Origin of the sequence: Kitasatospora sp. MBT66 (assembly GCF_000710405.2) — a bacterium.
Lineage (GTDB): Bacteria > Actinomycetota > Actinomycetes > Streptomycetales > Streptomycetaceae > Kitasatospora > Kitasatospora purpeofusca.
In genome coordinates this window covers 778,342-785,191 of sequence record NZ_JAIY01000003.1, presented here as the reverse complement: position 1 = coordinate 785,191, position 6,850 = coordinate 778,342, and the positions used below count along the sequence as shown (strand labels likewise).

Sequence of the window (6,850 nt, the reverse complement as noted above, 5' to 3'; positions counted from 1 at the left end):
CCCCGTGGGTGCGCCGACAGGCCGAGACGTGGGCGAGCAGGGCCCGCCGGACCCGGGACAGGCCCGCCGCCGGGTCGACCTGCGGCGGCCGCGCCGGGGGCAGCGCCGTCGCGGCGTGCGGGCGCGGGACCAGGCCGTGCCGGGAGACGGCGTGCACGCGCCGGCCGGGGCGGGCCAGCGCGAGCGCGACGTCGATCATGGTGAGGCCGGTGCCGAGGAGCAGGAGGTCCTGGTGCTCGGGGAGGCCGCGCAGCGCCCCCGGGGCCCACGGGTCCGCGACGAACCTCGGCGAGCGGCGGAGCCGGGCGGGCGCCCAGGCGTTGTCGGGCGGGAAGGCGCCGAGGGCGAGCACCACGGCGTCGGCGTCCAGCCGGCGTCCGGTGCCGAGCCGCAGCGACATCCCCGGTCCGGCGCGCCGGGCGGAGACGACCCGGTCGTCCACCCGGTGCAGCCGGGCGGTGCCGGCGCGGGCCTCGGCGGCCGCCAGCACCTCGCCGAGGTAGGCCCCGTAGAGGCGGCGGGGGACGTGGTCGGCGGCGGTGTGGACGCCGGGCGCGCGGCGGGCCAGCCAGTGGACGAAGTCGTCCGGCTCGTCGGCGAAGGCGCTCATCCGCCCGGCCGGGACGTTGAGCAGGTGGTGGTCGGCGGTCGTGGCGTAGGCCGTGCCCCGGCCGGTGGCGGGGGCGCGGTCGATCAGCCGGACGTCGAGCGGGACGCCGGCCGACGCGGCGCGGCGCAGCAGTTGCGCGGCGGTGAGCGCGCCGGACGCGCCCGCGCCGACGACGGCGACGCGGCGGGGGTTCTCGGTCATGGGGTGGGGCCGGCCTCTCCCGGGTCGGGTGCGCTTCACGGGTCCGGATCGAACTGCCCAGCGGGTTGACCCATGTCCATCAACGGGGGCGGTCAAACAGGGGTGGTCGAACGAAGGTGGGCGAACGAGGGCGGTCGAACGGGCGGACGGGCGGACGGCGCTCCGCTCGTGCTGCCCGGTCAGTCGACGCGTCCGCCGAGCGCCCGGACCAGGGCACCGACCAGCGTGTCCACCATCGCCCCGTCCGGGTCGCGGTCCGGGTTGACCTCGGTCACCACCAGTCCGGCGAACTGCGGCGCGGCGCAGAACTCGGCCAGGCAGTCGAAGGCCACGCCGACCGGCAGACCCTCGTTGAAGTGCGGGAAGTTCGCCAGCGGGAAGTCCACCGAGTCGATCACGTCCACGTCGAAGTGCAGTACGAACCGCTCGTGGTCGGCGGCGAGCGCCCGCCAGGCGGCCCGCGCCTCGACGACCGGGTCCACCCGGGGCGAGGTGAGCTCCGTGCACGGCAGGGCGCGCAGCCGGTAGCGGCCCAGCCGCTCCCGCCCCGCCGCGCCCAGCTCCACCGGGTCGTAGCCGAACGCCACGATCCCCTCGGGCCCCAGCAGCGGGGTGCGCGGCCCGGCCTCCCGCAGCTCCGGCGCGCCCTCGCCGAGCAGGTGGGACAGCACCATGGTGTCCAGGATCCCGGAGCGGCTGGTGTCCGGCACCGACAGGTCGAGGTCCCCGTCGAAGTACAGCAGGCCGGTGCCCGGCCGGCGGGCGACGTACGCGGCGAGCACGCCCAGGGTGATGGTGCAGTCCCCGCCCACCACCAGGGGCACCGCGCCGTCGTCGAGGATGCCGCCGACGGCCTTGGCCACCGCGCGCACCACCTCGACCACCAGCGGCAGGTTCTGCCGGTCGCGGCGCTCGGGGTCGGTCCGGAACGGCACCGTCGGCAGGTCGCCGCGGTCGCTCACCGCGACCCCGGCCGCCCGCAGCCGCTCCACCAGGCCGGCGGAGCGCAGGGCCGCCGGGGCCTTCTCCTGGCCGGGGCCGTGCGTGCCCGCGCAGGACGGGACCCCCAGCAGTGCGAACTCCTCGGCCACGGCCGCTCCCTGTCCGTTCGTCCCGGCCCCGCCGGGGCCGCGTCCGCGCCCGGGACCGGGGCGGCGCGGGACGGAGCGCGGCAGTGGGCCGAGCGTATCGGCGGACGGGGCGCGCGGCGCGTTCCTCCCGACGGTGTCGGCAGTGTCGGCGGCCCCGGTTTCTACCGGCGCCGGCGGACCCGGGCCCGCCGGTGCCCCGGCACGGCGCTCAGCGGGCGAAGGCGGTGACCACCTCGGCGAACTCGACCACCGGCTCCTCCGCCAGCAGCAGCGGGAACCGGTCGAGCAGCGCGACCACGTACGGGGCCGCGAAGTGGGCGTCGCGGGCCGCGCCGTCCGCGTACCGCTCCACCACCAGGAACCGGTCGCCGTCCTGCCGGGCCACCGAGTACGCCAGCGCGCCCGGTTCGCCCCGGGTGTGTCCGGCCACCTCGCGCAGTGCGGCGTCCAGCTCGTCCGCGTGCTCCGGCTCGGCCCGCAGCATCGCCAGCACCATGGTCATCGGGTCTCCTCCTGTGTCGGTCGGAGCCCAGCCTGGCCGTCGGCGGTCAGCGACGGATAGTAGAAATGCGACCGGCCGGGCCCGAGCAGTTCGGCCGGGCGCTCCCCGGTGAGCCGGCGGAACTCCCGGGTGAAGTGGCTCTGGTCGTAGTACCCGGCGTCCAGTGCCGCCGGGAGGCTGTGGGGTTGCTCCTCCCGCAGCAGCAGCCGGGCGAGCCGCTGGAACCGGGCCAGCCGCTGGAACTCCTTGGGTCCGGCGCCGACCGCCGCCGGGAACATCCGCTGCAGGTGCCGGGGGCCGACCCCGATCGTCTCCGCCAGCCGGTCGATCCTCAGTCCGGCGGGCCTGCGGTAGATCCGCCCCACCGCGGCGTCCAGCCACGGTTCCGGGCGCCGGTGCGCTTCGAGCAGTCCGGCCAGGAAGCGGTCCAGCACGGCCACCCGCTCGGCCGGGCCGCGGGCCGCCCCGACCCGCTCGACCAGCCGCCGCCCGGGAGCGCCCCACAGCTCCTCGGCGCCCACCACCCGGTCGGCCAGTTCGTCGAGGCCGGCCGGGACCAGGTGGCGCAGTGCGCCGGCCCGGAACCGCACCGCCACGAACCCGGGCCGGCCGGCCCCCGCCCGGTGCTCCAGGGACCAGGGCGTGCGCCGCAGGCAGACCAGGTGCGCGGCCGGCAGCGGCGTCACCGACCGCCCGTCGGCCGGTCCTCCGGCCGGCGAGCTCCCGTCCACCGGCCCTCCGCCCACGGGCCGCAGGTCCACCCCGCCCGACCAGTGCACCCAGAGCTCCGCCCCGGTGCCGGGAAGCAGCCGGGGCAGCGCGCCCGCGCCGCCCTCGGACCACCAGTACCGCTCGACGAGGGCCGTCAGGCCCGGCGCGGAGCGTGCGAACGCCACGACCGGTCGGTCCGTCAGTTCCGGTTCCGGGTACGGTGATCGGCTCATTCAGCAGATGGTACGACCGCCGCCGTCGGGTCCGCGTACGATCGATCGCCATGGTGGACCTCTACGCTCCGACCGACCCCTACGACCGCGGCTTCCTCGACACCGGGGACGGCAACCGCCTCTACTACGAGCAGTTGGGCAATCCGGCCGGAAAGCCCGCCGTCCATCTGCACGGCGGACCGGGCGCGGGCACGGCCGACCGCCCCGCGCGGGCCTGGGACCCGTCCCGCTACCGGCTGGTCCGCTTCGACCAGCGCAACTGCGGGCGCAGCACCCCGCACGCCTCCGACCCGGCCGTGGACATGAGCCTGAACACCACCCGGCACCTGATCGAGGACATCGAGCGGCTGCGCGAACACCTCGGCATCGAGCGCTGGCTGGTCAACGGCGCCTCCTGGGGTTCGGCGCTCGCGGTGGCCTACGCCCAGCAGCACCCGGAGCGGGTGAGCGAGGTGGTGATCGCCGCCGTGACCACCGCCCGCCGCTCCGAGATCGACTGGCTCTACCGGGGCGTGGCGCGGTTCCGGCCGGAGGCCTGGGAGCGCTTCCGGGACGCCGTGCCGGAGGCCGAACGCGACGGGGACCTGCTCGCGGCCTACGCCAGGCTGACGGCGCACCCCGACCGGGCGGTGCGCGAGCGGGCCGCCGCCGACTGGCTGGCCTGGGAGGACGCGGTGGTGGCCGGCGAGCCCAACGGCGTGCCGGGCATGTACAGCCGCCGGGAGGCCGACGCCCAGGTGGCGTTCGCCCGGATCTGCGCCCACTTCTTCGGCCACGGCGCGTGGCTGGAGGAGGGGCAGCTGATCCGCGACGCCGGGAAGCTGGCCGGCATCCCGGCGGTGCTGGTGCACGGCCGGCACGACCTGAGCTGCCCGCCGCGGACCGCCTGGGAACTGGCCGCGGCCTGGCCGGGCGCCCGGCTGCACATCGTCGAGGACTCCGGTCACGCCGGCAGCGAGGAGCTGAACCTGCTCGCCCGCCGGGCGATCGAGGAGTTCAAGGGCCGCTGAGCACGGCGGCGCCGGACGGGCCGCCCAGGGCCCGTCCGGCGTGGCGGCCGCGACCGGTCAGGCGCGGTGGTACGGCATCGGGCCGGTGACCTCGGCGCCGAGCGCGGTGGCGGCCTGGCGGGCCCAGAACGGGTTGCGCAGCAGCTCGCGACCGAGCAGGACGGCGTCGGCCCGGCCCTCGGCGAGGATCCGCTCGGCCTGCTCGTGGTCGGTGATCAGGCCGACCGCCGCCACCGGCAGGTCGGTCTCACGGCGGACCGCCTCGGCGAACGGCACCTGGAAGCCGGGGCCGGCCTCGATCCGGGCGTCCGGGACGAGACCGCCGGTGGAGACGTCCAGCAGGTCGACGCCGTGGGCGTGCAGCTCCTTGGCCAGTCGGACGGTGTCCGCGGAGGTCCAGCCCTCGCGCCCGTCCTCGGGGTTCTCGGTGAGCCAGTCGGTCGCCGAGATCCGGAAGAACACCGGCAGCTCCTCGGGCCACACCGCGCGGACGGCGTCGACGACCTCCAGCGCGAACCGGATCCGGCCCTCGAAGGAGCCGCCGTAGCCGTCGGTGCGCCGGTTGCTGTGCGGGGAGAGGAACTCGTGCACGAGGTAGCCGTGCGCGCCGTGGATCTCGGCGACCTGGAAGCCGGCGTCGAGCGCCCGGCGCGCGGCGTCGGCGAACTGCTGGACGATCGCGCCGATCTGCTCCACCGTGAGCTCCTCGGGCGAGACCCGGTCCGGCTCGAACGGCAGCGCGCTGGGGGCCACCGGCCGCCAGCCGTGCGCCTCGTCCGGCCCGATGGCCCGGCCCCGGTCGACCCAGGTCCGCTCGGTCGAGGCCTTGCGTCCCGCGTGGGCGAGCTGGACGGCGGCGACGGTGCCGTGCGCCTTCAGGAAGGAGGTGATCCGCCGGAACCCCTCGGTCTGGGCGTCGTTCCACAGCCCCAGGTCGTAGGGCGAGATCCGGCCCTCGGGGCTCACCGCGGTGGCCTCGGTGATGATCAGCCCGGTCCCGCCGGCGGCCCGCGCCGCGAGGTGGGTGAAGTGCCAGTCCGTCGGCACGCCCGCCGCTTCGCCGTCCGGCGCGGCGCTGTACTGGCACATCGGCGGCATCCACACCCGGTTGGGGACGGTCAGCGACCGCAGGGTGAAGGGGGTGAAGAGGCTGGTGCTCATGTCGGACTCCAGGAGACGGCCCAAGAGTGATTGCAGGTGCAATCTCTGTGGAAACAATAGTTGCATGCGCGCCACAATCGCAAGCCTCGGCCGCGGGCCGGGGACGGGCCGGACGTGGGCGGGCGGGCCGGCCGTGGACTGTGGACGGGTCGGGCGTGGACTGTGGACGGGTCGGGCGTGCGCTTGCCCCTGACGCGCGGGGCAGGGGTTAGCGTCCCGCTGTCGGACGGCCCGCAGGCGGTCGTCCGGCACCGCCAACACCGGCACCGAACCCAGGAGTTCACCCATGTCCACACTCCCCACCAGCACCCGTGAGGTCCGCCTCGTCTCAGCCCCGGACGGGCTTCCCGTCCCCGCCGACTTCGCCGTGTTCGATGCCCCCCTGGCCGCGCCGGGGCCGGACCAGGTACTCGTCCGCAACCGGGCCTTCGTGGTCTTCCCCGGGCTGCGCAGCCTGATCGGCGGCGAACTCGAGTCCGCCGTCCTGCCGACGGTCCGGCCCGGCGACCGGATCTTCGGACCCGCGATCGGCGAGGTCCTGGCCGCGCCCGCCCAAGGGCCGCTGCGCCCCGGGGACCTGGTGACCCATCTGCTGGGCTGGCGCGAGCACGCCGTGGCCGAGGCCGCCGCCTTCACCCGGGTGGCCGACGGCTTCCCCGACCCGCTCGCCCTGCTGTCGCCCGCCCTGGCCGCCTACGGCGCGCTGACCCGGGCGACCGCAGTCCGGGAGGGGGACGTCGTCCTCGTCACCGGTGCGGCGGGAGCGGTCGGCACCGTCGCCGGACAGGTGGCCCGGTTGCTCGGGGCCGCGCAAGTGATCGGCACCACCGGCTCGGCCGAGAAGGCGAAGCGGCTGACGGAGGAACTCGGCTACGACGCCGTGCTGCTGCGCGGCCGGCGCCCCATCGCGGACCAGCTCGCCGAGGCGGCCCCGGAAGGCATCGACGTCCTGCTGGACATGGTCGGCGGCGAGCAGCTGACGGCGGCCGTCGACGCCGCCCGCCAGGGCGCGCGGTTCGCGCTGATCGGCGCGCTCGCCGGACAGTTCGACCCGGCCCGCCGCGGTGCCAGCGCGCCCGCCGTGGTGGACAGCTTCCGGCTGCTCGTCCGCGACGCCACCGTCCACGGCATCGCCGGCCAGCGCTACCAGGACCTGGACCCGGAATGGCGCGAGCGGCTCGCCGGCTGGCTGCGGTCCGGTGAACTGGCCGTCCCCCGCACCGTCCTGACGGGCATCGAACAGGCGCCGGGAGCGTTGTCCAGGCTGATCGAGGGCGACCTCTTCGGCGCACTGATCGTGGAACTGACGGACTGACCGGACAATCGGCTGA

Annotated in this window: 7 protein-coding genes; 2 read left to right on the top strand and 5 right to left on the bottom strand. The window is 76.2% G+C overall.

What is annotated here, in order from left to right; genetic code table 11:
• From BI06_RS53210 to BI06_RS05520, 4 genes are all read right to left on the bottom strand, one after another.
• The coding region (locus tag BI06_RS53210) for an FAD/NAD(P)-binding protein (protein ID WP_043465482.1) at nt 1–811 on the bottom strand (811 nt) is incomplete at its 3' end.
• A 179-nt stretch (nt 812–990) separates the two neighbouring features.
• Nucleotides 991–1,902, bottom strand: a complete 912-nt coding sequence (locus tag BI06_RS05530) for an arginase family protein (RefSeq protein WP_030395172.1) — start codon at nt 1,900–1,902, stop codon at nt 991–993.
• Nucleotides 1,903–2,110: 208 nt separating this feature from the next.
• Nucleotides 2,111–2,404: a putative quinol monooxygenase gene (locus BI06_RS05525; protein ID WP_055731108.1), complete on the bottom strand. Its 294-nt coding sequence runs from the start codon at nt 2,402–2,404 to the stop codon at nt 2,111–2,113.
• A complete protein-coding gene (locus BI06_RS05520; RefSeq protein WP_051740269.1) occupies nt 2,401–3,348 on the bottom strand; it encodes a helix-turn-helix transcriptional regulator in 948 nt (315 codons plus the stop codon). Before BI06_RS05520 ends, BI06_RS05525 begins: the two co-directional genes overlap by 4 nt.
• Nucleotides 3,349–3,398: 50 nt before the next feature.
• Between BI06_RS05520 and pip the strand changes: the two genes are divergently transcribed.
• Nucleotides 3,399–4,358 (top strand): prolyl aminopeptidase, encoded by a 960-nt coding sequence (pip, locus tag BI06_RS05515; protein WP_043465481.1) that lies wholly within the window; start codon nt 3,399–3,401, stop codon nt 4,356–4,358.
• A gap of 57 nt (nt 4,359–4,415) precedes the next feature.
• Here the strand turns inward: pip and BI06_RS05510 are convergent, their stop codons facing one another.
• A complete protein-coding gene (locus tag BI06_RS05510; RefSeq protein ID WP_043465480.1) occupies nt 4,416–5,519 on the bottom strand; it encodes an NADH:flavin oxidoreductase/NADH oxidase in 1,104 nt (367 codons plus the stop codon).
• A gap of 286 nt (nt 5,520–5,805) precedes the next feature.
• On the opposite strand from BI06_RS05510, the gene BI06_RS05505 reads away from it, so the two are divergent.
• On the top strand, nt 5,806–6,834 hold the full coding sequence (locus BI06_RS05505; RefSeq protein WP_043465479.1) for an NADP-dependent oxidoreductase: 1,029 nt from the start codon (nt 5,806–5,808) through the stop codon (nt 6,832–6,834).
• The last annotated feature ends 16 nt before the right edge of the window (nt 6,835–6,850 follow it).